The sequence below is a fragment of the Prescottella equi genome, assembly GCF_020171745.1.
Taxonomy (GTDB): Bacteria; Actinomycetota; Actinomycetes; order Mycobacteriales; family Mycobacteriaceae; genus Prescottella; species Prescottella equi_A.
On sequence record NZ_JAIVAH010000018.1, the window covers coordinates 351,716 to 376,519 of the forward strand.

Annotated in this window: 23 protein-coding genes and 3 tRNA genes; 8 read left to right on the top strand and 18 right to left on the bottom strand. The window is 69.5% G+C overall.

The genetic code is table 11. The features are described from left to right. The 5 genes from LCL87_RS16535 to LCL87_RS16555 form a co-directional block, all read right to left on the bottom strand. Complete coding sequence (locus LCL87_RS16535) at positions 1 to 1,005, bottom strand: iron ABC transporter permease (protein WP_225021495.1); 1,005 nt, start codon at positions 1,003 to 1,005, stop codon at positions 1 to 3. Continuing rightward, positions 1,002 to 1,964: an ABC transporter substrate-binding protein gene (locus tag LCL87_RS16540; RefSeq protein WP_225021497.1), complete on the bottom strand. Its 963-nt coding sequence runs from the start codon at positions 1,962 to 1,964 to the stop codon at positions 1,002 to 1,004. Before LCL87_RS16540 ends, LCL87_RS16535 begins: the two co-directional genes overlap by 4 nt. A gap of 216 nt (positions 1,965 to 2,180) precedes the next feature. Further along, positions 2,181 to 2,253: transfer RNA gene (locus LCL87_RS16545), tRNA-Arg, on the bottom strand. Positions 2,254 to 2,296: 43 nt separating this feature from the next. After that, positions 2,297 to 2,388 (bottom strand) — tRNA-Ser (locus LCL87_RS16550). A gap of 87 nt (positions 2,389 to 2,475) precedes the next feature. After that, positions 2,476 to 3,204 (bottom strand): dienelactone hydrolase family protein, encoded by a 729-nt coding sequence (locus LCL87_RS16555; protein ID WP_225021499.1) that lies wholly within the window; start codon positions 3,202 to 3,204, stop codon positions 2,476 to 2,478. Between the two features lie 61 nt (positions 3,205 to 3,265). On the opposite strand from LCL87_RS16555, the gene hisC reads away from it, so the two are divergent. Then, positions 3,266 to 4,351 carry a histidinol-phosphate transaminase gene (gene hisC, locus LCL87_RS16560; RefSeq protein WP_225021501.1) on the top strand — a complete coding sequence of 362 codons (1,086 nt, stop codon included), beginning with the start codon at positions 3,266 to 3,268 and terminating at the stop codon, positions 4,349 to 4,351. A 79-nt stretch (positions 4,352 to 4,430) separates the two neighbouring features. After that, positions 4,431 to 6,134 (top strand): bifunctional metallophosphatase/5'-nucleotidase, encoded by a 1,704-nt coding sequence (locus tag LCL87_RS16565; RefSeq protein WP_225021504.1) that lies wholly within the window; start codon positions 4,431 to 4,433, stop codon positions 6,132 to 6,134. A 40-nt stretch (positions 6,135 to 6,174) separates the two neighbouring features. On the opposite strand, the gene LCL87_RS16570 is transcribed toward LCL87_RS16565, so the two are convergent. From LCL87_RS16570 to LCL87_RS16605, 8 genes are all read right to left on the bottom strand, one after another. Then, complete coding sequence (locus tag LCL87_RS16570; protein ID WP_225021506.1) at positions 6,175 to 8,328, bottom strand: MMPL family transporter; 2,154 nt, start codon at positions 8,326 to 8,328, stop codon at positions 6,175 to 6,177. Positions 8,329 to 8,342: 14 nt separating this feature from the next. Then, the gene (locus tag LCL87_RS16575) at positions 8,343 to 8,786 is read right to left on the bottom strand and encodes a DUF2871 domain-containing protein (RefSeq protein ID WP_225021508.1); all 444 of its coding nucleotides are present in this window, start codon (positions 8,784 to 8,786) and stop codon (positions 8,343 to 8,345) included. Positions 8,787 to 8,871: 85 nt separating this feature from the next. Continuing rightward, the gene (locus LCL87_RS16580; protein ID WP_225021510.1) at positions 8,872 to 9,504 is read right to left on the bottom strand and encodes a response regulator transcription factor; all 633 of its coding nucleotides are present in this window, start codon (positions 9,502 to 9,504) and stop codon (positions 8,872 to 8,874) included. Then, positions 9,482 to 10,666 (bottom strand): sensor histidine kinase, encoded by a 1,185-nt coding sequence (locus tag LCL87_RS16585; protein ID WP_225021512.1) that lies wholly within the window; start codon positions 10,664 to 10,666, stop codon positions 9,482 to 9,484. Before LCL87_RS16585 ends, LCL87_RS16580 begins: the two co-directional genes overlap by 23 nt. A 285-nt stretch (positions 10,667 to 10,951) precedes the next feature. Beyond that, positions 10,952 to 12,091 (bottom strand): 3-ketosteroid-9-alpha-monooxygenase, oxygenase component, encoded by a 1,140-nt coding sequence (locus LCL87_RS16590; protein ID WP_225021594.1) that lies wholly within the window; start codon positions 12,089 to 12,091, stop codon positions 10,952 to 10,954. A 43-nt stretch (positions 12,092 to 12,134) separates the two neighbouring features. After that, the gene (locus LCL87_RS16595; protein ID WP_225021514.1) at positions 12,135 to 12,971 is read right to left on the bottom strand and encodes a mycofactocin-coupled SDR family oxidoreductase; all 837 of its coding nucleotides are present in this window, start codon (positions 12,969 to 12,971) and stop codon (positions 12,135 to 12,137) included. Positions 12,972 to 13,061: 90 nt separating this feature from the next. Then, a complete protein-coding gene (locus LCL87_RS16600) occupies positions 13,062 to 13,829 on the bottom strand; it encodes an IclR family transcriptional regulator domain-containing protein (protein ID WP_225021515.1) in 768 nt (255 codons plus the stop codon). 97 nt (positions 13,830 to 13,926) lie between these two features. Then, positions 13,927 to 14,820 (bottom strand): alpha/beta fold hydrolase, encoded by an 894-nt coding sequence (locus LCL87_RS16605; RefSeq protein WP_225021518.1) that lies wholly within the window; start codon positions 14,818 to 14,820, stop codon positions 13,927 to 13,929. Positions 14,821 to 14,913: 93 nt separating this feature from the next. Between LCL87_RS16605 and LCL87_RS16610 the strand changes: the two genes are divergently transcribed. Then, positions 14,914 to 16,872, top strand: a complete 1,959-nt coding sequence (locus LCL87_RS16610) for a BTAD domain-containing putative transcriptional regulator (protein WP_225021520.1) — start codon at positions 14,914 to 14,916, stop codon at positions 16,870 to 16,872. Between the two features lie 9 nt (positions 16,873 to 16,881). Here LCL87_RS16610 and LCL87_RS16615 read toward each other — a convergent pair whose 3' ends face one another. Further along, positions 16,882 to 17,883 (bottom strand): alpha/beta hydrolase, encoded by a 1,002-nt coding sequence (locus LCL87_RS16615; RefSeq protein ID WP_225021522.1) that lies wholly within the window; start codon positions 17,881 to 17,883, stop codon positions 16,882 to 16,884. 289 nt (positions 17,884 to 18,172) lie between these two features. Between LCL87_RS16615 and LCL87_RS16620 the strand changes: the two genes are divergently transcribed. Continuing rightward, positions 18,173 to 18,514 carry a TraR/DksA C4-type zinc finger protein gene (locus tag LCL87_RS16620; protein ID WP_225021524.1) on the top strand — a complete coding sequence of 114 codons (342 nt, stop codon included), beginning with the start codon at positions 18,173 to 18,175 and terminating at the stop codon, positions 18,512 to 18,514. Positions 18,515 to 18,569: 55 nt separating this feature from the next. Here LCL87_RS16620 and LCL87_RS16625 read toward each other — a convergent pair whose 3' ends face one another. The 3 genes from LCL87_RS16625 to LCL87_RS16635 form a co-directional block, all read right to left on the bottom strand. Beyond that, entirely contained in the window at positions 18,570 to 18,926 is a 357-nt protein-coding gene (locus LCL87_RS16625; protein WP_225021526.1) for a DUF3482 domain-containing protein, read from the bottom strand. Between the two features lie 204 nt (positions 18,927 to 19,130). Further along, positions 19,131 to 19,217: transfer RNA gene (locus LCL87_RS16630), tRNA-Ser, on the bottom strand. Between the two features lie 42 nt (positions 19,218 to 19,259). After that, positions 19,260 to 19,694, bottom strand: coding sequence for a MarR family transcriptional regulator (locus LCL87_RS16635; protein WP_225021595.1), 435 nt, complete (start codon positions 19,692 to 19,694; stop codon positions 19,260 to 19,262). Between the two features lie 389 nt (positions 19,695 to 20,083). Between LCL87_RS16635 and LCL87_RS16640 the strand changes: the two genes are divergently transcribed. Further along, a complete protein-coding gene (locus LCL87_RS16640) occupies positions 20,084 to 21,079 on the top strand; it encodes an NAD(P)H-quinone oxidoreductase (protein WP_225021528.1) in 996 nt (331 codons plus the stop codon). A 9-nt stretch (positions 21,080 to 21,088) separates the two neighbouring features. Here LCL87_RS16640 and LCL87_RS16645 read toward each other — a convergent pair whose 3' ends face one another. Beyond that, the gene (locus tag LCL87_RS16645; protein ID WP_225021535.1) at positions 21,089 to 22,291 is read right to left on the bottom strand and encodes a cysteine desulfurase-like protein; all 1,203 of its coding nucleotides are present in this window, start codon (positions 22,289 to 22,291) and stop codon (positions 21,089 to 21,091) included. A 136-nt stretch (positions 22,292 to 22,427) separates the two neighbouring features. Between LCL87_RS16645 and LCL87_RS16650 the strand changes: the two genes are divergently transcribed. The 3 genes from LCL87_RS16650 to glfT1 all read left to right on the top strand — a co-directional run bounded on the left by LCL87_RS16650 (position 22,428) and on the right by glfT1 (position 24,783). Next, the gene (locus LCL87_RS16650; protein ID WP_225021537.1) at positions 22,428 to 23,000 is read left to right on the top strand and encodes a bacterial proteasome activator family protein; all 573 of its coding nucleotides are present in this window, start codon (positions 22,428 to 22,430) and stop codon (positions 22,998 to 23,000) included. A gap of 71 nt (positions 23,001 to 23,071) precedes the next feature. Further along, entirely contained in the window at positions 23,072 to 23,902 is an 831-nt protein-coding gene (wzt, locus tag LCL87_RS16655; protein WP_225021539.1) for a galactan export ABC transporter ATP-binding subunit Wzt/RfbE, read from the top strand. Positions 23,903 to 23,904: 2 nt separating this feature from the next. Then, positions 23,905 to 24,783 carry a galactofuranosyltransferase GlfT1 gene (gene glfT1 / locus LCL87_RS16660; RefSeq protein ID WP_225021597.1) on the top strand — a complete coding sequence of 293 codons (879 nt, stop codon included), beginning with the start codon at positions 23,905 to 23,907 and terminating at the stop codon, positions 24,781 to 24,783. Positions 24,784 to 24,804 lie beyond the last annotated feature (21 nt).

Consider the following 24,804-nt stretch of genomic DNA (forward strand, 5'->3'; position numbering starts at 1 on the left):
CTACGCCCCCTGCCGGCGCATGAGGTACAGGAAGTACGGTGCCCCGACCGCGGCCATGACGATGCCGGCGGGAATCTCGGTCGGGCTGAACACCGTTCGCCCCAAGGTGTCGGAGACCAGCACCAGCAGGGCGCCGACGGCGATGCTCATGGGGATGAGCACGGCATGGTTCGATCCCACGATCATGCGGGCGATATGCGGGACCACCAGGCCCACGAAGCCGATGATCCCGACCGCCGCCACCGCGATCGCGGCGAGGAAGACGGCCACCAGCGACAGCACGATCCGGGTGGTGTTGACACCTTCGCCGAGGTTGCGCGCGACGTCGTCACCCAACCGCATGACGTTTGCCGAACGGATGCACAGCATGGAGACCACGAGACCGATCACCGTGTAGGGCAGGATCATCCAGACCGAGTTCATCCCCTTGGCGGCGAGGCTGCCGTTCATCCACTGGATCGCCGCCGGCAGCCGGTCGCTGTAGCGCAGCGACAGGAACGCGATGACCGCACCGGCGAGGGCGTTGACCGCGACTCCCGCCAGGATGATGTTCAGCGGCTTGATCCCCTCGCGCCGCCAGGCCAGCGCGTAGACGATCACGGCGGCAATGACACCGCCCCCGAACGCGGCGATGGGAATCATCGACTGGTAGCTCGGTGCGGCCAACAGGATTACCAGGACGAGCGCGGCGGCGCCGCTCGTGACCCCGGTCAGGCCGGGGTCGGCGAGCGGGTTGCCCATCACGGTCTGGAGCAGCGCACCCGACACCGCGATGCTCGCGCCCACCAGGAGCGCGAGCAGAACGCGAGGCAACCGCACGTCCCAGAGAATCGTGCTGAAGGAGTCGTTCTCGGTGCCGCCGGCCAGGAGCGAGACGATCTCCCCCGGGGAGATGTGCACGCTACCGAGGCCGAGGCTGACCAGGGTCACGACCGCGAGCAGAGCCCACGCGATGGGGAGGGCCCACTTCGCCCGGGTGCGAGTGGCTGCCGACGGAGAACTCACGGGTAGAGCAGACCTGCGAGCGCGGGGACCGCCTGGGCGAGCTGGCCGACCGAGGTGTAGCCGAAAGTCGAGTAGTCCAGCACGTGAATGCGGCCGTTTGCGTACGCGGGCAGGCTCTTCCAGGCAGCGTTCTTGGCGACCTCGGCGTCGAAGGCGGCCTGGCTGTCGGCGACGTTGCCCGAGCGCAGCACGAGCACCACGTCCGGCGCCGCCGCGATGATGTTCTCCAGATTGACGGCGCTGTAGGTTTCCTTCGCCTTCAGCGCCGACACCGCGACGTTGTCGGCACCGGAGAGGTCGATGAGGCTTCCCAGAAAGGAGTTGTCGTTCATCACCATGAACGAATCCGTGGCGCCGATCAGCACCAGCACCTTCGGGGCGTCCGTCGACGCGCCGGCCGAGGCGAGCGTCTGCTCCTGCTCGTTCATCGAGTCGATGATCTTGTCGGCCTGATCCGTTCGATCGAAGGCGGCGCCCAGCACCTCCACCGCGAACTTCAGGTCGCCGAAGCTGTCGGTCTCGAGAAACGCCGACGGTGTCGTGGTGGACGCCAGACTCGCCTCCACCGTGCTGCGCGAGGACTCGGCCGCGATGACCAGGTCGGGAGCAAGGTCGACGATCTTCTCCACGTCGGGCGCCATCGTCGAACCGATGCGGGGCACACCGTCCAGAGCGGCCGGGAGCTGCTGCGTCGTGGTGGACGGGACACCGGCGACCGGAATGTCGAGCAGCGTGAGAATCTCCGCGAGAGGAACGGACGCTGCCACCACGGTCTGCGGCGGGGTCGCGGGGAACTGAGCGACAGCCGCATCGAGCTTCGCCGCGTCCTCGGCCGCAGTGGTCGTGGACGTGGCGGCGGTCTCCGCGGAGACGGCAGCGTCGGTGCTGCAGGCGGTCACCCCGCCGATCAGTGCCAGTCCGACGCACAGCGAGGCTATCGGCGCAAAACGGTGTCGCACAGCGGTGCACTCCTTGGGGAAGCGATGTGACATCTTCGAGTGAAATTAGGGCAGACTACCCAAATTGAGCCCAGCCTAGCCTGAGCAATATTCGTCACAGCTCCAGGCACCGTCAAATCGGGGTCGGAGTGTTCGCGCTGACCGAAGGCGGATACCGACACCCGGATACGAGAAAGCCCCCCACCTGCATCACTGCAGGTGGGGGGCTTTCTGTTGTGCGCCCGAAGGGATTCGAACCCCTAACCTCTTGATCCGTAGTCAAGTGCTCTATCCGTTGAGCTACGGGCGCATGTTCTATCTTCAGTTGTACTGGACCCACGAAAGGACCAGTGTGGCGGAGGCGAGAGGATTTGAACCTCCGGTCCCCTTTGAGGGGGACAACTCATTAGCAGTGAGTCCCATTCGGCCGCTCTGGCACGCCTCCTTGGGGGCCGGCTCGTTTCCGATCCGCCGGGCGAAACATTACACAGAGTTCGCCAGCAAACGCAAAACGCCTGGTCAGTGGCATCTCCTATCTCAGATTGCCGTCGAACCAGTCGAAGATCCGACGTTGGGCGTCGAGAATCGCGACCACCAGCGGATCGTCGTCGTCCGCCGACGGCTCCGGGACGGGCGGTTCGTCGGCACGGTGCGCGAGTCCGACGTAGCTGACGATGTTGGTGGGCGCATCCGCCTTCGCCACGGCGTCCCGCAGCCGCTCGACGTGCTCCGGTGGGGTGCGCGGGTCGTCCTCGCCGTACAGACCCAGCCAGGGCGCCCTGAGCGACGGCGCCGCGTCGACGAGCGCGGGGGTGTCACCGGTGAGCGGTTGGACGATGCCGCGCGCCGACACGCTCACCGCGGCCCCGACCGGACGGTTCGTCGCGACCAGCATCGCGGCGGTGCCGGCGTCGTCGAAGCCGAGGACGCCGACGCAGTCCGCGTAGACGCCGCGGCCGACGAGCCAGTCGAAGGTGGCGTCGAAGTCGGCGAAGAGGGTCTCGCCGAACACCTCGGAGTCGCTGTGCGCGGGCTCGTGGTGGAACAGGTGCGGGGCCGCCACCACCCAGCCCTCCGCGGCGAGCGCGCGCATGAGGTCCAGCAGGGCGGGGCTGAACTCGCGGGATTCGTGCAGGACGACGATGCCGCCGCGGGCCGGTCGATCCGGCTCGACGGCGGTGAGCGGCACGCGAACCCGCGACTCCACGGGGGCGTCGGCGTCGGAGCGCAAGGGGGCGTCGTCCCGGAAGATCCCCGGCATGAATCAACCTTGGCACGACCACGACGGCTGTGCACGTGATCGCGGGGCGCATAATCGCATCGTGACCCCCGTGACCCGCGCAGACCTCGAATCCATCCCGACCTACGTGCCGGGCCGCAGCTATCCCGGGGCCATCAAGCTGGCCAGCAACGAGACGACGCAGGGCCCGCTGCCCGGCGTCGCGCAGGCCATCGCGGATGCCGCCGCGGTCGCGAACCGGTACCCCGACAACAGCGCGGCCGCGCTGATCCGCGCGCTGTCCGAATCGCTCGGGGTGCCGACCGAGAGCATCGCGACCGGCTGCGGCTCGGTGGCGCTGTGCCAGGAACTGGTCCAGGCGACGTGCAACGAGGGCGACGAGGTCATCTACGCCTGGCGCTCGTTCGAGGCGTACCCGGTGGTGACCAAGGTCGCCGGCGCGGTCTCGGTCCCGGTGCCGCTCACCCCCGAGCACGGCCACGACCTGGACGCGATGCTGGCCGCCATCACCGACCGCACCCGCCTGATCTTCGTCTGCAACCCCAACAACCCCACCGGCACCGCGTTGGGCCGCGAGGAGCTCGAGCGCTTCCTCGACGCCGTCCCGGCCCGCGTCGTCGTCGCGCTCGACGAGGCGTACTTCGAGTACAACCGGTCCGGTGTCGACGGCATCGACCTGGCTCGCACCCGCCGCAACGTCGTGGTGCTGCGCACGTTCTCCAAGGCGTACGGCCTGGCCGCGCTGCGGGTCGGCTACGCGATCGCCGACCCGGCCATCATCACCGCGCTGGCCAAGGTCCACATCACGTTCAGCGTCAACGCGGTGGCCCAGTCCGCCGCGATCGCGTGCCTGGGCGCCCGCGACGAACTGCTGCACCGCACCCACGACGTCGTCGCCGAGCGGGACCGGGTCCGCGACGCGCTCCGGGCGGCCGGCTACGACGTCCCGGAGACGCAGGCCAACTTCGTGTGGCTGCCGCTGGCCGAGCGCTCCGCCGCGTACGGCGAGGCGAGTGCCGAGGCCGGCGTGCTGATCCGCCCCTACGGCGTCGACGGCGTGCGCATCACGATCGGCGATCCTCACGAGAACGACGCGTTCCTCGCGTTCGCGACGTCGGCGGCGGCTCGGGAACTGGCCGGGATCCCGGCGGAGTCCGCCACGGCTTAATCCAACCGTTATCGGCCGACGGGCCCGCCGTCACCGATTCGTTGGCAGACTCGTCCCGGTGTGCCGACCAGGGAGCGATTTGTCCGGACGCCGCCGACGTGGCTCCGCGATCGTCCTCGCGGCCGCGTTGGGCACGTCGCTGACCGTCGGCGCCCACACCGCGCAGGCGCGTCCGTCGGACGTCGACAAGGTGCCCGTCCGCCTGCTCGCGATCAACGACCTGCACGGCAGCCTGCAGCCGCCGCAGGGGGCACGGGCGCAGATCCTGCGTCCCGACGGCCCGCCGGTCGACGCCGGCGGGGCCGCGTACCTCGCGTCGTACGTCCGGCAGTTGCGCGGGCAGGCGCCGAACTCGCTGCTCTACTCGGTGGGCGACAACTGGGGCTCCTCCCCCATCGAGTCGGCACTGTTTCACGATGAACCGACCGTGGACCTGCTCAACACGATGGGCGTCGACGCCGCCTCGGTCGGCACCCACGAGCTCGACGAGGGCTTCGGCGAGTTCCGGCGGATGCAGACCGGCGGCTGCCACACCGTCGACGGCTGCCAGTTCGAATCCGAGTACGCGGGCGCGCAGTTCCCGATGCTCGCGGCGAACATGACGTTCGCCGACGGCACCCCCGCGACGCTGCCGTTCGCGGTGAACTACGTCGACGGCGTCCCGGTCGGCGTGATCGGGGTGATGCCCTCCGACGCCCCGTCGAAGGTCGCGGTCGACGGCGTCGCGGGACTCGAATTCGGCGACGAACTGGCCACCATCGACCGGACCGCCGCGACGTTGGACTTCCTCGGCGTCCACGCGATCGTGGTGCTGCTGCACCGCGGCGACGAGCAGGCCACCGGCGGCCCCAACTCGTGCGACCTCGCCGACAGCCCGGTCCGCACCATCGCGACCCGCGCGACGCCGCTGGTGGACGCGATCTTCACCGCCGACAGTCACACCCAGTACAACTGCAGCATCGACGACCCGGCGGGCGATCCGCGCCCGGTGATGCAGGCGGCCTCGCACGGCCGGATCGTGTCGGTGGTCGACATGACGCTCGACCGGGCCACCGGCGAGGTGGACCGCCCGAGCACCCAGGCTTTCAATCAGATTGTCACGCACGACATCCCGCCGGATCCGAAGGTGTCCGACCTCGTGGACCGCGCCGGCCTGCAGTCGGCCGAGGTGGCCCAGCGGCCGGTCGGGGAGGTCACCGCCGACATCACTCGGGAGACCGGCCCGGGTGGGGAGAGCCCGCTCGGCGACCTGATCGCCGACGCCCAGCTCGCGGCCGCGCGCGGCCGCGGCGCGCAGATCGCCCTCACCAATCCCGGCGGTGTGCGGACCGATCTGCTCCGCGGCGCCGACGGGACGGTCACGTTCGGCGACGCCTACCAGGTGCAGCCGTTCGTCAACTCGCTGGAGGTGCGCACGCTCACCGGCGCGCAGCTGAAAGAGGTTCTGGAACAACAGTTCCAGATGCGTCCGGACGGCTCGATGCTGGAACTGATCCTGGCACCGTCGGCGTCGCTGACCTACCGCATCGACCGCGCCGCACCCCTCGGCACCCGCATCGCCGGCCTCCGGGTCGACGGCGCCCCCGTCACGCCGGACGGGCGGTACCGGGTGGCGGTCAACAAGTTCCTGGCCGATGGCGGCGACGGCTTCACCGCGTTGCGTGGTGGTACCGAACCCGCTTCCGCCGGAAACGACCTCGAAGCCCTCACGTCCTACCTCGAAGCCCACTCCCCCGTCGCGCCGCCCGCGCCCGGACGCATCGCGATCGCCGCCCCGAACTGACACGGGCGCCACCCCGCGATCGGGGTGACGCCAGTGTGGCTCACACGAGTTCCGGCGTGCGGGACTCGGTCGGCTGCGGGTGCGGTGGGCGTGCCGGCCAGAGCGCCTTGTCCCCCAACAGGTGGATGATCGCCGGCACCAGCAGCGGCCGCACCACGAAGGTGTCGAGCAGGATGCCGATCGCCATCGCCAGACCGAACTGGAACAGTTCCCGGATCGGCTGGGTCATCAGCACCGCGAAGGTGGCCGCCAGGATCAGCCCGGCCGAGGAGATCACGCCACCGGTCCGGGTCAGTGCGATCCGCATCGCTTCCGCCGGAGGATGATCGGCGAGTTCCTGCCGGTATCGACTCATGATGAAGATGTTGTAGTCGACGCCCAGTGCGACGAGGAAGACGAAGATGTAGGCCGCGACGCGGTTACCGATCCCCTCGTCGCCCAACATCGTCACGGTGAGGAACGTGGTGATGCCGAGGGTCGCCGTGAACGACAGGATCAGCGTCGCCACCAGGTACAGCGGCGCGAGCAGCGACCGCAGCAACAACACCAGCACCCCGGTGACAATGATCAGCACCAGCGCCACCACCACCTTCATGTCGCGGTCCAGGGCCGCACGGGTATCGGCCGCACGGGCGCTCTCGCCACCGATCAGCACCTCGGCGCCGGCCAGTCCGGCGTCGGTCGCGATCGCCGTCGTGGTCGCGGTCAGCGGCTCGATCCGGTCCAATGCCTTTGGGCTGTAGGGATTGTCGGTGAACGCCACCTCGAAGGCCGCGGCCCGGCCGTCCGTGCTGATCCGCTCGCGGTCGCCGACGCGGGCGATGCCGTCCACGTCGGACAACTGATCCCGGATCGAACTCCACTGCGCCGGCGAGACGGTGCCACCGGACTGCGTGACGTACACCGTGGCGGGCGCGATCTCGCCCGGCCCGAACGTGTCACCGATCAACTGCTGCCCGGTCTCCGACTCGGTGTCGATGCGGAAGCCGCTGATGAAGTCGAAGCTCTCCCTGTAGCCGAGCAACCCCATGCTCATCACCACCAGCGCGGCCAGCGTGGCCGCGAGGATCGCCTTCGGCGACCGCTGGACGGCCACCGCCAACCGGCCCCACACCTTGCCGTCCTTGCGTTCGGTCGCCTTCTGGATACTGGAGGGCCAGAACAGCTTTCCACCGAGCAGCACCATGAGCGCCGGCGTGAACGTGAAGGCGACGAGGGCCATCGAGGCGACACCGAGCGCCAGGTACGGGCCGAAGCCGCGCAGCGCCGGGGTCACCGCGACCGTCAGCGCCAGCATCGCGAGCACGATCGTCGACACGCTCGAGACGATGGACTCCCCGACCCCGCGCAGCGCCTGCACCATCGCGGCGCTGCGGTCGGGCTCGGTTGCGAGCGCCTCCCGGTAGCGCGCGGTGACGATGAGCGCGTAGTCGGTGCCGACACCGAACAGCAGCACCGTCATGATCGACGCGGTCTGGGAGCTGATGTCGAACCAGCCCAGGTCGGCCATCATCGCGCCCAGCGTCTGCGCCAGTCGCATCGCGATGCCGACGCCGGCCAGCGCGACGACCACCAGCACCGGGGACCGGTAGATGAGCATCAACAGCACGACGACCAGCAGGATCGTGCCCAGCAGCAGTACCTTGTCGCCGCCGCTGAACACCTTGACCGTGTCGGTCGCGATACCGGCCGGCCCCGTGACCGCGACGGCGGCGGGCCCCGCCTCGTCCGCGGCGATCGTGCGCAGATCGTCGACGGTCTGCTGGAACGCCTTGTCGGACGGGCTGCCGGCCAACGGGACCACGATCATCTCGCTGGTGCCGTCGGCGGTGCGCATGTCGGCGCCGCCGCGGTCCGCGGTGATCACCGCGCTGATCGCGGGATCGTCGGCGCGGCTGTCGGCGATCCGGGTGGCGATCCGGTCGACCGCGGCGCGGGTGTCCGCGGCGCCGGCCGAGTCGACCACCACGATCGCCGGGGTTCCCTCGTCCGAGGGGAACAGATCGGCGGCGAGGTCGGCGGCCCGCATCGAGGCGGACGTCGCGGGCGGATCGTTGGCGGCGTCGTTGTTCTCGACGTCGTCGAGGCTGGGCGCGATCCCGGCGAGCAGACCCACCAGGAGGACCCACAGCAGCACGACGACACCGGCGCGGCGCCGGGTGCCGAAGAAGCGGTGCAGGAAGGCTGAGTACACGTCGATGTCCCCGCTCAGCCGACCGGCTGCTCGTCGGCCGCGGCCACCGGCTTGGCCGGCGCGGCGACCACCGAGCGCAGCGCCAGGAAGAACAGGACGAACGCCACGGTGATCAGGATGTGGCCGATGCCGGCGATGCCGGAGATCGCGGGCGAGTCGCCCTTGCCGAGGACCTGCATGGTCCCGTGCACCGTCAGCATCGACACGGTCAGGATCAGCCCGGCGTGGAACGTGGTGGTGAACCAGCGGTACAGCGGGCTCGCCGACAGCGTGAACAGCTTCTCCAGCGCGACGACCACCAGCAGGAAGATCACCCCGAGCACCAGCAGGTGCGTGTGGACGGTGGCCAGCATGGTGCGGCCGTCGAAGTCGTGCGCCTTCGTGAGCTCGCGGTAGTACAGACCGGAGAGAAGACCGAGGATCGCGTAGCCGAATGCGGCGTTGACAAGGGTTTTCACGGTATCCAATTGCAGCAGCCCGCGGCCGCCACCACATCTACCGAACGACCCGACTCGGCTCTAACTTTCGATGTAGTCGCGCCGGTCAGCCGGCGGGGCCGATGACGCCCCGGGCCCGCGCCCGGGCCACCGCGGCGGTGCGCGATCGCACGTCCAGCTTGGCGTACACCCGCGCCAGGTGGGACTTGACCGTGCCCTCGCTGAGGAACATCTGCCGGGCGATGTCCCGGTTGGAGTGTCCGGCCGCGACGGCCTCGAGCACCTGCACCTCGCGGGCGGTGAGATCGGGGCCGGGATCGCGCATCTGCGACATCAGCTTCGACGCCACCGCCGGCGACAGCGCGCTCTCGCCGGCCGCCGCGGCCGTCACCGCCGCCAGCAATTCCGTCGGCGCGGTGTCCTTGAGGATGTAGCCGCTCGCCCCCGCCTCGATGGCACGCAGGATGTCGGCGTCGGTGTCGTAGTTGGTCACCACCAGCACCCGCGGCGGGTCGGGCAGGGCCCGGATCTCGCGCGTCGCCTCCGCCCCGGACCGGCCCGGCCCGAAGCGCAGATCCATCAACACCAGGTCCACGCCCCCGCCGCGGCACAGTGCCACCGCCTGCTCCGCGGTGGCCGCCTCACCGACGATGGACACCTCGTCCGGGTGGCGTTCGAGCAGCGCCCGCAGGCCCGCCCGCACGATGGCGTGGTCGTCAGCCAAGATCAACCGGATCATCGGTCACCCCCGTCTCGATCAGGGGAAAGGTAGCCGACATCGCCGTGTGCCCCGGCTCGGACTCGATCGACCAGCGCCCCGACAGCTGCTCGACGCGCCCGCGGATCGAATTCAGACCGAAGCTGTGGACGGCGGGATCGCCGACGATGCCGACGTCGAATCCGCGTCCGTCGTCGACGATGTCGAGGTGCACGGCGTCCACGCCGTAGGTCAGCGTCACGACGCACAGGCGAGCGTCCGCGTGCCGCACCACGTTCGACACCGCCCCCTGGGCGATGCGGACGAGCGCGGATTCGATCGGCATCGGCAGCCGGGCCGGCTCCCCCTCCACCAGCAGCCGGACGTCGGTGGCGCCGGCGGCGCGCTCGCACACCCGCGACAGGGCCTCGATCAGGGAGCCGCCGACCAGATCCGCGGGTGCCAGGGCCGCGACCAGGCCCCGGGCGTCGGCGAGGCTGGCCGACGCGGTCTGCCGGGCCAGGGCCACCTTCTCCGCGGCCCGCGCCGGCAGCGGTTCGGCCTCGGCCGCGTGGAGGAGCATCTGGATGCTGCTCAGCCCCTGGGCGACGGTGTCGTGGATCTCCTGTGCCAGCCGCTGCCGCTCGGCGAGTTCGCCGGCCGAGCGCTCCCTGTCCGCGAGGGCGGCCCGGGTGCGTCGGAGGTCCTCGATCAGCGCCTGCCGGCGCTCGGTCTCGTCGAACAGCACCCGGAATCCGAGCCCGATGACGATGGCCACCACCGCCCCGAAGACGCTGCCGGCCACCGCCGCGCCCCACGGCCCGGATTCCCACACGCCGATCGAGATGTTCACCGCGGTCACGACCAGCACCGCGGCCAGCGCCCAGCGCAGCGACAGTTCCGTCACGAACAGCAGGAACAACCCGAACGACACGTACGCCGCGTCGGCACCGACCAGCGTCAACGCCAGCCAGAGCCCGGTCAGCGCGACCATCCACGCGATACGGAGCGCACCGCGCTGCGGATATGCGGTCCCGACGATGTAGAGCACGGCGAAGACGCAGGCCAACAGCCCGATCCAGCCGACACTCGGCTCCGACAACAACGCTGCCCGCAACAGCACGACCAGCACCAGCACCACGATCAGGACATGCAGTCCCGCCCGAAGCCGGGTGACGCGCACCTGCGGTGAATCCACGACCACGCGGTCCACGTTAGCGGTGTCCGGTTTGCCAGAACCCTGCCAGGTTCACCCAACCGCATCCCAAGGTTCGCGACGCATCCTTTGATTGCGCAACCGCGTAACCCCTTACAACCGAAAGGTTTTCTTCACATGGACCTGAGCTTCCTGTCCGAGTTCTTCGGCGCCTTCTCCGATCTGTTCGGCGCGCTCGACTTCTTCAGCGGATCGGCCGGCGCCATCTGAGTCGGGCAACGGGCTGTGGGGCCGCAGGCGATGCGTGGCCCCACAGCCGTCGACTCGTCGTCTTCAGCCGCGGCGCGCGAGGTTGTCGGCCACTTCCTGCCGCCACGACTCGACCGGCCGGGTCGTGTCGAGCTCGTACTCGAAGCGGTTCACCATGTCCGGCTCGACGTCGGCGACGTCGACGTAGAACTGCTCGTACCACCGGCGCTGCTGGTACACCGGTCCGTCCTGCTCGCACAGGAGGGGGTTGTCGATCCGGATCTTGTTCCGCCAGATCTCGACGTCCTGCTCGAAGCCCTTCGTGATGAACGCACCCATGTTCTCGGCCATCCGTTCGGCCGCAACCGCGTCCAGGTGCTCGGAGTTCTTGACGATCACGCCGTAGGTGAGCACGAAGCTGTTCGCATCGATCGGGTAGTGGCAGTTGAGCAGCACTGAGTCGATGTCGAATCGGTCGTAGTGATAGGTCAACTCGTCGATCATGAAGGACGGGCCGTAGTACGCGGCCTTCGAACTGTTGCCGATCAGCTTGGGCTCGCCGTCCTTGCTCGGCGGGCGGATGTCCTCGCGGCTCACCCCGTTCATGTGCTGCACCGCGACGTGCCCTTCGAAGACGTTCTTGAAGTAGGTCGGGAACGACCCGTGCACGTAGAAGAAGTGCGCCATGTCGACATTGTTGTCGATCAACTCGCGGCAGTTCGTCTGCACGACAGTCTGTTTGAAGCCCTTCCACTCCGTCCACTCGCCCGACGTCGCCCCCGGGATGCGGGGCGGCGCAACCTCGGGCGGCGGCGGATTACCCTCGGGATCGCTGTAGACGAACAGCAGTCCGTCCTGGTCGAGGGCATGCCAGGCTCGGGTCTTCGCCACCGGGGGAACCCTTCGGGCATAGGGAATGTCGGTACAGCGCCCCTTGCCGTTCCAGCGCCAGTCGTGGAACGGGCACGCGACGGTATCGCCCTTGATCTCACCCTGGCTCAGATCTCCACCCATGTGCCGGCAGTAGGCGTCCAAGACCTGCACATCGCCCTGGCTGTCGGCGAACACGACCAGCTTGGTGCCGAAGGCGTGGACCGAGTGCGGCTTCCCGTCCTTGAACGCCTCCGACAGGCCGAGACAGTGCCAACCACGCGCGAAACGGGTTGGAGCGATGCCGGTTTCGATCTCACGGATCCGGTCATCGCCGTCGAGGTGCACCGTCATCGCGGCGTCCTCCTTCCTCACTTTGCATGATCATGAAAGGTGCTCAGGCGGTGACGCGTCCGGCGTTGCCGCCGTCCACGGGCACGACCGTGCCCGAGATGTGCGCGCTGGCCGCGTCCGCGAGGAACAGCACCACGCGGGTGATCTCGCCCGGCTCGAGCCACGGCGTCGGAATCGCGTGCAGGCCGCGCATGATGCCTTCGATGTCGTCGGGACCCGGCGTCTCCAGGTCGGGCCGCAGGTGCCGGTAGAGGGCGTCGTTGTGCAGCATCGTCGTGGCGATGTTGCCGGGGGCGATCGCGTTGACGGTGATCCCCGACTTCGCCAGATCCAGTGCGGCGCTCTTGGTCAGGCCGATCACGCCCCACTTCGACGCGCAGTAGGCGGCCATGTTGGTGTTGCCCTGTCGGCCCAGCATCGACGAGATGGTGACGATGCGGCCGTACCGCTGCTCGGTCATGGTCGGCGCGACCGCGGCGATCGTGTTGAACACGCCGGTCAGGTTCGTGCCGATCACCTCGTCCCACACCTCCGACGAGGTGTCCTGCACGGCACCCTGCACGGACACCCCGGCATTGGCGACGGCGATGTCGATCCGGCCGAACTCCTCGAGACCCCGCGCGACCGCCGCGTCCATCGCGGACCGGTCGCCGGTGTCGGCCGTGATCGCGAGGCAACGGCGTCCGGTCTTCTCCACCAGGCAGACCGTCTCCGCGAGATCGTCCTCGGTGGGCATCGGGTACCCGACGACGTCGACGGCCGCGCAGCGGTCCGTGACGATCACGTCGGCGCCACCTTCCGCGAAGGCGACGGCGTGGGAGCGCCCCTGTCCGCGGGCGCCGCCGGTGATCAGTGCTACCTGTCCTTCGAAACGATTCATCGCCAACCTTCCCTCGTGTGCGTTCGGGGCCAGTGAGCCACGGGACCGCCGACCGCAGCGCGCGCGTCCCGCCACACGAGATGAAAGGAGTCAGACGGCCCGCGCCAGCGCGGCCGCGGCTTCCCGGATGACCGGAACCAGGCGCTCGGGGTGGATCGAGTTCGCATCGCCGGCAACACTCAGGGACACCACTGCACCGTCCTTCGACCGGACCGCGCAGCCCACGCTCCCGACAGTCAGCATCTCGGCGCCGGCGCCCGTCGCCACGGTCTCGAAGGCGACGCCGTTCCTGGCCCGGATCCGGGCCAGCTCCGCGTGCAGCGCCGGCATCGTCCATCGAGCTCCGACACCCTGACCGGACAGGACCGGCCCCATCATGTCGTCCACCTCCTCCGGTGGAAGCAGAGCGAGCATGGACCGTCCGCCGGCCCCGCGATCGGCGGGGAGCCGGGTACCGACGCGCGAGCGGAGTCGCCGCGCGAACGGCCCGCCGATCTTGTCGAGGAAGTACTCCTGCCCGCCGTCGAGAACACCCAGATGAATCACCATGCCGGTGCGCAGGAACAGTTCCTGGAGCACCCCGCTCGCACCCACTCGAATCCGGGCGTGGGCGGCCTGCGGCCCGACGGCACCGAGCGCACGTGGCCCGAGACGGAAGTTGCGCCCCCACCGCGTCAGCCAGTCGAGATCGATCATCTCGACGATGATCCGGTGCGTGCTCGACCGGGGCAGCCCGGAGCGGCGGGCGATCTGATCGAGACTGAGGTCTGCGTTCGGATCGTCGAACACGTCCAGGATCCGCGTCATCCGGGCCAGCAGGGAGTCGCGGCCGGACCGGGTCGGAGACACCGCAGACATGTCTTCCGTGACCTCCACTCCACTGCCTCCGAGCGCCCCGCGTGGCGCGTCCGCCACAGTGTAGTGAGCGTCGCCACACTGCGGCGGGCGGCCGCGACTAGCGCACCAGGAGATCGCGGAGCACTGCGACGATCTCCTGCGGCGACTCCTCGGCCATGAAGTGCCCCGCGTCCATCGTCCGGTGAACCAGGTCGGGTGCCCACGCCCGCCAGAGCCCGGCGGCGTCGTAGCCGAGAGCGTCGCCCCAGTTCTGCTGGACGACGGTGACCGGCATCGCGAGTTGTCGCCCCGACTCGCGATCGGCGCGGTCGTGTTCCACGTCTATGCCGGCCGATGCCCGGTAGTCGGCGACGATCGACGGCACGGCCTCCCGTGACGCCCGAAGGTATTCGGCGCGAACGTCGTCGGGAATCGCGGCGGGATTCGGCGTCCACACATCGAGGAAGTACCCGAAGAACGCGTCGGCGCTCGCCTCGATCATCCGCTCCGGCAGGCCGGGCGGCTGTGCCATCAGGTAGAGGTGGAACGCCACGGCCGCGTTCGCGCCGTGCAGCACGTCCCACATGTCGAGCGTCGGTAGGACGTCGAGGCTCGCGAGATGCGTGACGGTGTCGGGATGATCCAGCGCGGCGCGGACCGCGACGAGCGCACCCCGGTCGTGGCCGGCCAGGGCGAAGCGGTCGTGGCCCAGCGCGGCGGCGACGGCGACGACGTCGGCCGCCATGGTGCGCTTGGAGTAGACGTCACGGTCCGTCTCCACCGGCTTGTCGCTCGCACCGTAGCCGCGCAGGTCGGGGCAGATGACCGTGTGGTCGGAGGCGAGCGCGCCGGCGACGTGACGCCACATGAGGTGGGTCTGCGGGAACCCGTGCAGGAGTACGATCGGAGCGCCCGTCCCGCCGGTGGCGACGTTGAGGTCGACGCCGTCGGCCACGGTCACCCGCTGGTAGTCGAAGCCGGGAATCGTGGGCCCGGAATGCACTGCGGACATGTGTCGGTCCTTTCGCTGTCGGTGATGCGCCGTCCACCCTGGCGGAACCGGATGAGCATTCGATGAGCACGCGACGGGAAGGGGTGAGCACCGGTGTCGACGACGTTCGGTGTGCTCGGCCCGACCGCCGCGTGGGACGACGACGGACGTCCCGTCGCGTTGAAGGGCCCACGCCATCGCGCCGTCCTCGCTCGCCTGCTCGCGGCGCGGGGCCGGGTCGTCCCGCTGAACGTGCTGATCGACGACCTCTGGGACTCGCCCCCGGACGGTGCGGCCGCTGCCGTCCGCACGTTCGTCGCCGCGCTGCGCAGAGCTCTCGAACCGGACCGACCGCCACGTGCCGCCGCCACCCTGCTCGTCACCGAGGGTCCGGGATACGCGATTCGCCCCGCCACGGATGCGGTCGACGCCTGGACCTTCGAGCGGATGGTCGCCGCGTCCGCACACGAGCCGCCCGCCCGCACCCGCGAAATCCTCGACGCCGCGCTCGCGGCGTGGCGCGGGCCCGCCTACGCCGACTTCGACGAGATGGATTGGGCGCGAAGCGAACGCAAACGCCTGGAGCAGCTCAGGCTGGTCGCGATCGAACGCCGGGCGGAGGCCCTCCTGGCTCTCGATCGGGCAGCCGACGCCGTCCCGGAACTCGACGCGCACGTCACCGAGCATCCGTGGCGTGAGGAAGGGTGGCGGCTTCTCGGTGTCGCGCTCTACCGCTGCGGCAGGCAGGGCGAGTCGCTCGCCGTGCTGCGCCGCGCGCGGGCACTCCTCGCGGACAACCTGGGGATCGACCCGTCCCCCGCGCTGCGTCAACTGGAAATCGATGTTCTACAACAGAATCCGATCCTGTATCCCGTTCGCGACAGCACCGGCACGGGGCAGGTCTTCACGGCCGCGGCCGCGGCCCACCAACGGGTTTCCGGGGCCGGTTCCCGAGCACAGCTCGAGTCCGCGGTAAGCCTGCTGCGCAGTCTGGCGGTCACCGGCGGCGCCGGACTGACCGCGGCCCGCGAGCAACGGCTCGCAACCGTCACCGCTGCAGAGAAACTCGGCGATCCCGTGCTCACCGCCCGGGTGATCGGAAGCTACGACGTGCCGGGCGTCTGGGCGCGCTCCGACGATCCCGAACAAGCGGCAGGCGTCGTAGCGGCCGCCCGTCGAGCACTGACCGCCCTACCCGACGGCAACGACAGTGTGCGCTCCCGACTGCTCGCGGTCATCGCGATGGAGTCGCGCGGCACCCGCGACGTGGCCGCGGCCCGCGCGGCCACGGAATCCGAGCGCCTGGCCCGCGATCTCGACGATCCCACGCTGCTGGCACACGCCCTCAGCGGAGTGTTCATGCAGTCGTTCCACCGCTGCGGCCTGGCGCCCGAGCGTGATTCGATCGGCCAGGAGGTGCTCGGGCTCGCGCGGCGGCACGCGTTGGTGAACTTCGAGATCCTCGGTCACCTGATCCGCATGCAGGCGCTCGGCGGTCTCGGGCACTTCGACGACGCGGACCGCGAGGCCGACGCGGTGGAAGCTCTCGGCGCGCTGCACGAGCGTCCGCTCGTGGCGCCATTCGTCGCGTCGTACCGCGCGATGCGCCGGGCAACTGACGGAATATCTTGGGCGGAAGCAGAATCGGGATATCGAGCCGCCACACGAAGCCTCGAGGGCTCCGGAATGCCGGGCGTCGACCGGGGAATGCTGCCGCTGGCCGTGCTGTGCCTGCGCGTGTGGCAGCGGCGACCGATCGCGTTCGACCCCGGCACCGACTGGGGTCCGTACGAACCGTGGGCACGCCCGCTACTCCTCCTGGCCGACCACCGTCCGGAGCAGGCTGCGGCCGCGGCGCGATCCCTCCCGGATCCGCCCGCGGACCACCTCGCCGAGGCGCTGTGGGCACTCGCCGCGACGGCGGCAGTCGCTGTGAGCGACACCGCGCTCATGAGGCGCAGCCGCGACGCTCTGGCTCCGGCGGCAGGCCAGATCGCGGGCGCGCCGAGCGGAGTGCTGACCGCGGGGCCCGTCGACCACTACCTGGCGCTGCTGTCCGACGCGCTCGGTTGACGCGGGCCGTCAGAGTCCCAGTGCCCGGGCCAGAGTCGGCCACGCGGCGTGCAGGTCGTCCTGCCAGTACGGCCACGAGTGAGTTCCGTACGGGCGGAACAGGAACGTGGCCGGTATTCCGAGATGCCCGAGACGCGACTCGAACAGCTGGGTGCACGCGTTGGACGCCGCCTCCAGCGGACCACCGACGATCACCTTCTCGACCGCGTCGGGCGCGCCCAGCTCGTACCGGCCCGCCAAACCGTTCCCGGTCGAGACGAAAATCTCCTTGCCGCGCAGGCTTTCGGCGTTCACCGTCGGGTCGTGCGCGGACCACGCCGGGTCACCGACCGGACCCCACATGTTGTCGGCGTCCCCACCCTTCGACGCGACGGTGCCCCGCACTCCTGCCTGCGATTCGATGCGGCCGGTGTCCATACAGCCGCTCAGCGCGGCGACGCCGCGGTAGAGATCCGGATGGCGGGTGACGAGCGTCATCGCGCCCTGCGCGCCCATCGACAACCCTGCGATCGCGTTGGTCCCGTCGCCGTGGAACCGCCCGTCGACGATCGGTGGCAGTTCCTTCGTCAGGAACGTCTCCCACCGGTTCGTGCCGAGCACGGGATCGGTTCTCTCCCAATCGGTGTAGTAGCTGGCCGTACCACCGACCGGCAGTACCACGTTGACGTTCTTGTCCGCGAAGAAGTCGACGACGTCGGTCTTCTGCGTCCACGTGCTCTCGGTGTACTCGGATTCGGATCCGGCACTGACGCCGTCCAGCAGATACAACGACGGCCGCTCGGTGTTCCCCGCCGGATGCAGGATCTGCACCTGCACCACATTGTCCATCGCCGGTGAGAACACGAACAGCGCGGTGCGCCGGTCGTCGATCTTCACCACATGGTCGACGCGCGCAGCCGCCTCGGTGACCGTCGGCGACGGCTCGACGGGCGCTGCCTGCGCCACGAGCACCGGTCCGGACATCGACAGTGCGAGCACCACCCCCACTGTCACCAGCGCTGATCGACGCATCGTTCCTCCGCCCTCCCCCCTGGGTATCGGTGGACACCCACGGTACGGACGGATCCGAGCCGTCGCCGGACATCGGCCGACAGGTGGCCCACATCACTATGATCCCCCGGAATACCCCGACGGAGGACGGCGTTGACCTGTTCGGATCGGTGCGCTCCGTGTCCCCCGGGCTCAATTTATTTGCCTTCGCGGAGTTCCGTTCGGCTGGAGCCGCGTTGCGCCTTTCGCCGTGAGGCGACCGAGCGCACCGGTCCGCTCTACTTCTCTCCCTCGTCTGCGGAGGTTGACCATGTCCGCTCCGGATCACGGCGCCCGGATCGCCGCCGAACGTGCCGACGTGGAACGCCGCATCGCCTCCCTGACCGCGCGGTTTGCCGCGATCGTCGAGGGCTCCGAGTTCACCACCGATGACGACGAGCACGACCCCGAGGGCTCGACCATCGCCTTCGAACGCGCCCAGGTCGCCGCGCTACTCTCCGACGCCCGCCACGACCTCGACGAACTCGACGCGGCGGCGCAACGGCTCGAGAACGGCACGTACGGCGTCTGCGCCCGCTGCGGCAAGCCGATCAGCGAGGCCCGGCTCGACGCCCTGCCCGCAGCCCGCACGTGCATCGCGTGCGCCGGCTAGCGCTGCGCGGATGCCGCGCCCCTGAGCTGTTCATCCAGCTCCGGGGCGTTTCGGCCTAGGGAGTGTTCAGGTACGTTTCGATGGCCTGCTGGGCCTTCGGGTTGCCGTTGCCGATGCCGATGAGGCCTCCGATGACGGCACCGGTCGGGCCGCCGATGATGCAGCCGGCGAGGCTGCCCGGGAACATCGATATGCAGCCGATGCCGAGGCCTATGGCGGAGCCCGTCGCGGCCCCCTCGGCGCCGCCCTGCTCCCAGCCGAGGCCCAACTCGTTCAACATGTTGTCGAATGCCTGCTGTTTGGTCAGTGGCTGCTCGGTGGTCGGCGGCGGGTCCGCGTGCGCGGTCCCGGCTCCGACGAATACCGCTCCGGCGACCACCGCCGATGCTGCCACCTTCTTGATCAGGTTCATCGCGATCTCCACCTTGCGGTCGAAGGACGAGTCCGGCCGACTGTAGTCCCGCCATCTCCCGCCGTCCGGCTAATGGTCCGCACTGTTACCCGGCTGCTGCCATGAGGTGCTACCGGGCTCCGTTGCACTTCGGCACCAGCTCACAGACGACGAAAAAGGCCCTGACCTGGCGATTGAAACCAGATCAGAGCCTTCTTCCATCGGCGGAAGCGGAGGGATTTGAACCCCCGGTGGGTTTAACGCCACGCTCGCTTTCAAGGCGAGTGCATTCGGCCGCTCTGCCACGCTTCCGTGGGGGATCCTAACCGCACGGACTCCGGCGCGTGAAACCGCTCAGCCGACGGCGCGGTCGCCGATCGCGTTGTCGACCTTGTCGAAGACCTCGGCGAGCGCCCGCATCTCCTGCTTGTCGAGCAGGTTGATCAGGTAGTGGCGGACCCCGGCGAGATGCGTGGGGGCGGCCTCGGAGAGGCGGCGCCGGCCCTCGTCGGTGATGACCGCGAGCACGCCGCGACCGTCCTCGACGCACTGGCTGCGCTCGACCATGCCCTCGGTTTCCATGCGCCGGATCTGGTGGGTGAGCCGACTGCGCGACGACAGCACACCGTCGGCGAGGTCACTCATGCGCAGCGATCCGTCCGGAGACTCCGACAGCATCACGAGGATCCGGTACTCGGCGAGGGACATGTCGTGCGCGGACTGTAATTCGCGGTTCAGCACGCCCATCAGTCGCTGACTGCCGTCGATGAAACCGCGCCACGCGCGCATTTCGTCGGCACCGAGCCACGCCACCCCGGCACCCGTGGTTACTCGAGCATCTGCTGTCACGAATGCATAGTAGTGCTACCGGTCGTTCGACAGTGTGCAGCACGCTCGCGCGAGTTTCGTGAGCCTCGTCAAACCGGTCGACCCCATTTGCCGGATCCACGGCCACCAACGACATTCGAGGGAACTCGCCTCCATCCCGTTCGCGGACAACACCTTTCGGACGAAAAGTGGAGACCGGTCCGGTCCGGATTCTTCGAGTGCCAGTACCGCGAGTTCCCTTGGCCGCCAAGCACTGTCCACGAGCGGCCGCACACCCCCGTCTACGAAGCGTGCCGGTACGGGGAACGCTCGCGCGGTGCCGACCGCACGACCGGACTAGCGTCGGGGCTATGTACGCGATCACAGTTACCGAACCCGGCGGACCCGAAGTGATGACCTGGTCCGAGGTTCCCGATCCGACGCCCGGCCGCGGCGAGGTCCTCCTCGACGTGGCCGCCACCGCCGTCAACCGTGCCGATCTGCTGCAACGGCAGGGTTTCTACCCGCCGCCGCCCGGCGCGAGCGACATCATCGGCCTCGAGTGTTCGGGGGTGATCGCCGAGATCGGCCCCGACGTGCACGGCTGGAAGGTGGGCGACCGCGTCGCGGCACTGCTCGCCGGCGGTGGCTACGCCGAGAAGGTCGCGGTCCCCGCCACCCAACTGCTGCCGGTGCCGGAGGGCCTGGACCTGCGGGCCGCGGCGTCGCTGCCGGAGGTGGCATGCACCGTGTGGTCGAACCTGGTGATGGAGTGCGGTCTGCACGCCGGCCAGGTGCTGCTGGTCCACGGCGGCGGCGGGGGCATCGGCACCCACGCCATCCAGGTCGGCAAGGCCCTCGGCGCCCGCGTCGCGGTCACCGCCGGGTCCGCGGACAAGCTCGAACGCTGCGCCGAACTGGGCGCCGAGATCCTGATCAACTACCGCGACGCCGACTTCGTCGAGGTGCTGCGCGAGGCCACCCGCGGGCACGGCGCCGACATCATCCTCGACAACATGGGCGCGTCGTACCTGGATCGCAACATCGACGCGCTCGCGCCCGACGGCCAGTTGGTGATCATCGGCATGCAGGGCGGCCGCAAGGGCGAGCTGGACATCGGCAAGCTGCTCGGCAAGCGCGCCCGGGTGCTCGCGACCGGGCTGCGGGGACGGCCCGAGACCGGGCCGTCGAGCAAGGCCGCGGTGATCGCGGCGGTGCGCGACAAGCTGTGGCCGCTGGTCGGCGACGGCATCGTCGTACCCGTCGTGTCGGCGGAACTGCCGATCACGGAGGCGCCGACCGCACACGAGATGCTCGACTCCCCCGACACCGTCGGAAAGGTGGTCCTCACCGTCGGCGAGGACTGACGGGCCGGCTCAGCCCAGCGTCGACAGGTGCTTGACGAGCTGGTTGATCTCGTAGCGGGTGGTGTACGGCGCGAGGCCCACGGTGATCGCGCCGCCCTCGTCGTTGACCCCCAGCGCGTCGAGCAGTCGGCCGCCGCTCTGGGGGCCGCTGACGGTCGCGATCCGGTTGTCGGCGAGATGCGCCGCCACCTTGTCGGCGGGCACACCGGCGACGGTGAAGCTCAGCGTCGGCACCCGGAGCGGCGACCGGCCGATCACCGTCACCTGCGGCAGCGCGTCGAGCGAGCGCAGCAGGTAATCGAACAGTTGGTCGTGGTAGGCCTGCAGCGAGCTGATCGACGTCTCGAGGCGCTGCCGGCGGCTGCCGGTCGCGGTCTCCTCGAGCCCGGCGAGGAAGTCGATCGACGTGGTCAGCCCGGCCAGCAACGCGAACTGGTGACCACCGACCTCCATCCGCTCGGCGCCACGGGCGTACGGGTTGAGCGAGACGGCCGGGATGCGGTCGAGCAGCGTCGGATCGCGGAACACCAGCGCACCCACCTGCGGGCCACCCCACGACGGAGCACTGACCGCGATGACGTCGGCGCCCAGTTCGTTGATGTCGAGGTGCGCGTACGGTGCGGCGCCGACGGCGTCGACCACCAGCAGGCCACCCACCTCGTGGATCCGGTCGGCCGCGACGCGGACCGCGGGTGCCGATCCGACGATCGGCGACGCCGCGGTGAGCGCCATCAGCCGCGTCGTCGGCTGCACCAGTTCGGCGAACTGCCAGCTCGGCAGCTCACACGTCTCGATCTCCACCTCGGCCCAGCGGACCTGCGCGCCGTAGCGGCTCGCGATGCGCAGCCACGGGGCGACGTTGGCCTCCTCGTCGAGCCGGGACAGCACCAGCCCGGTGCCCAGCCCCAGTCGTGAACTGAGCGACTCCGCGAGCCACGCCAGCAGCACCGCCCGGTCGGCCCCGAGCACCACACCCGCGGGATCACCGCCGACCAGATCGGCGACGGCCTCACGCGCGGCCGCGACGATCGCCGCGCTGCGCCGCGACGACACGTGTCGCCCGCCGGCCGACGACGCCGAGGCGCGGAAGGCCGTCGACACGGTGCGGGACACCGCGTCGGGAATCTGCATACCGGCTTGCGGATCGAGGTGGACCCATCCGTCGCCCAGCGACGGGATCAGTCCCCGTACCCGGGCAACGTCGAAAGCCATGCCCGACACTCTAGGACCCGATGTCAACACCGTGTGATTCAGATCCGACTTTTCGGAATGCGCGCTACCACACGCCACTTTCGACATCCCCAACCCGCCCTCGCCAATTCGACACGGAACCGTACAAGATGGAGCCATGACGCAACCGGAGAACGAACGAGTGCTCGTCATCGGCCCCGACGGCCACCCCGTGCCCGTGGCCGGGCGCACCCAGGACGCGGGCGCCCAGGCGACACCCGCCGGGGACGCCGACGGGGACTCGCTCACCGACATGGTGGAGCAGCCGGCGAAGGTCATGCGAATCGGCACGATGATCAAACAACTGCTCGAGGAGGTGCGGGCGGCACCGCTCGATGACGCCAGCCGCACCCGGCTGCGGGAGATCCACAAGTCGTCGGTGCGCGAGCTCGAGCAGGGGCTGGCTCCCGAGCTGCGGGAGGAACTCGAACGTCTCACGCTGCCGTTCACCGACGATTCGGTGCCGACCGACGCGGAGCTGCGGATCGCGCAGGCCCAGCTCGTCGGCTGGCTCGAGGGACTGTTCCACGGCATCCAGACGGCCCTGTTCGCGCAGCAGATGGCGGCGCGGGCGCAGCTCGAGCAGATGCGGCAGGGTGCCCTGCCTCCGGGCATGAGCATGGGACCGCAGCACCGGGCGTACGGAGCCGACGACGGGTCCGCGTCGGGCGGGACCGGCCAATACTTGTAAGGCCGGTAGGCTCGGACCCCGTGTCAGCCGGGTGGGCGGATCCGGTCGGCTGGATCGCTTGAAAGGCGCACATGACTGACCACGTGAGCATCGAGACCAACAATGCGTACGTCGATTTCCCGATCTTCGACGCCAAGACCCGGTCTCTGAAGAAGGCCTTCCTCGGGAAGGCCGGCGGCGCGATCGGCCGCAACGACTCCGATGTCGTCGTGGTCGAGGCCCTGCGCGACATCACGCTGTCGCTGAAGACGGGCGACCGGGTGGGACTCGTGGGCCACAACGGTGCCGGCAAGTCGACCCTGCTCCGGCTGCTGTCCGGCATCTACGAACCGACCCGCGGAACCGCGCGTGTCCGCGGCCGGGTCGCGCCGGTCTTCGACCTCGGTGTGGGCATGGACCCGGAGATCTCCGGCTACGAGAACATCCTGATCCGCGGCATGTTCCTGGGGATGACCCGCAAGCAGATGCTCGCCAAGGTCGACGAGATCGCCGAGTTCACCGAACTGGGCGAGTACCTGTCGATGCCGCTGCGCACCTACTCCACCGGCATGCGGGTACGCATCGCGCTCGGCGTGGTCACCAGCATCGACCCCGAGATCCTGCTGCTCGACGAGGGCATCGGCGCGGTCGACGCGGAGTTCATGAAGAAGGCCCGCACCCGCCTGCAGGCACTCGTGGAGCGGTCCGGCATCCTCGTTTTCGCGAGCCACTCCAACGAATTCCTCGCGCAACTGTGCGATTCCGCCCTGTGGATCGACCACGGCCAGATCCGCATGCACGGCGGCATCGAAGACGTCGTGCGCGCCTACGAAGGTGACGAGGCCGGCGACCACGTCGCCCACGTGATCCGCGAGATCGACCGAGAGAGCGCGGACCGGAACGCAGCGAAGGGCATCGCGTGAGCATGATCGTCGGCGTCGTCGTCACCCATCGACGACGCGAACTGCTCGCCGAGTCCCTGAAGATCCTCGCCGCCCAGACCCGTCCACTCGACCACCTGATCGTGGTCGACAACGCCGACGAGGAAGCGGTGCGCGACCTCGTCGAGGGTGCCGCCGTCCCCACCACCTATCTGGGCTCGCGGCACAATTTGGGCGGCGCCGGCGGCTTCGCCCTCGGCATGCTGCACGCGCTGGCGCTCGGCGCCGACTGGATCTGGTGCGCGGACGACGACGGCCGCCCCGAGGGCCCCGACGTCCTGGCGTCGCTCGTCGCCTGCGCCGAACGTCACGGACTGGCCGAGGTGTCACCCGTCGTCTGCAACATCGACGACCCCGAGCGCCTGGCCTTCCCGCTCCGCCGCGGACTGGAGTGGCGCCGCAAGCGCTCCGAACTCGGCGAGGGCGATCTGCTGCCCGGCATCGCGTCGCTGTTCAACGGCGCCCTGTTCTCGGCGGCGGCGATCGACGCCGTCGGCGTGCCGGACCTGCGCCTGTTCGTGCGGGGCGACGAGGTGGAGGTGCATCGCCGACTCGTGCGCTCCGGGCTCCCGTTCGGCACCTGCCTGACCACCGCGTACCTGCACCCGTGCGGCACCGACGAGTTCAAGCCGATCCTCGGTGGCCGCATGCACACCCAGCACCCGGACAACGACACCAAACGCTTCTACACCTACCGCAACCGCGGCTACCTGCTGTCCCAGCCCGGAATGCGTCGACTCCTGCCGCAGGAGTGGCTGCGGTTCGGCTGGTACTTCCTGATCACCCGCCGCGACCCCGCAGGTCTGCGGGAGTGGGTGCGGTTGCGCAAGCTCGGTCGAGAGGAACGCTTTGAACGGCAGTGACGGCTCATCCAGGACCGACAA